This window comes from Pseudomonas sp. FSL R10-2189 (assembly GCF_009600325.1).
Taxonomy (GTDB): domain Bacteria; phylum Pseudomonadota; class Gammaproteobacteria; order Pseudomonadales; family Pseudomonadaceae; genus Aquipseudomonas; species Aquipseudomonas helleri.
Map to the genome: position 1 here is coordinate 1 of NZ_WIVZ01000113.1, position 686 is coordinate 686.

At 61.7% G+C, this 686-nt stretch carries 1 protein-coding gene; it reads left to right on the forward strand.

Features of this window, described 5'->3' with window-relative positions; genetic code table 11:
- On the forward strand, nucleotides 1-686 hold a 686-nt coding region (vgrG, locus tag GHO32_RS26155; protein ID WP_153443116.1), incomplete at both ends, for a type VI secretion system tip protein VgrG.

Here is a 686-nt window from a genome sequence, read left to right on the forward strand (position 1 = left end):
AAGGGCCAACGCATCACCGACCTCGAAAAACAGATCTGTTTCGATCACCAGACCCGCGAATACTGCGTGCAGGCGGGCGAAACCGATCTCGACTTTATTGCCCGCCTCGCCGCTGAGGAAGGCCTGCTTTACACCTTCGAACACCGCACCGATGGCCACACCTTGATCCTCACCGATCGCGTCGGTGGCCTTGGCACCATCGGCACCCACAAAGACTGCCCGGTGCTCTATCAGCCCATGGGCGGCGGCGATTCGTCAGAGCCTGCCTTGCACCGCTTCAGCTACACCGAGCAGGTGCGCACTTCTCGGCAAGTGCAGCGCGATTACACCTTCACCCATCCGCGCTACAACCAGCAACACACCGCCGATGGCGGCCTGGCCCTGAAAAACCAGCACAAGGACTACGAGCGCTACGACTACCCCGGCCGCTACAAACGCGATGCAGCGGGCAAACCTTTTACCAAAACCCGCCTTCACGCCTTGCGCAGCGACGCGCGCATGGCCGAACTCGAAGGCGACGACGCCCGCTTGCAACCCGGTCTGGCCTTCGACCTCAGCGAACACCCACGCCCGGATTTCAACGACCGCTGGCGCAGCATCGCCCTTGAGCACACCGGCAAACAGCACAGCAGCCTGCAAGAAGAAGCCGGCGGCAGCGACTACAGCACCACCTACCATTTAAAAGC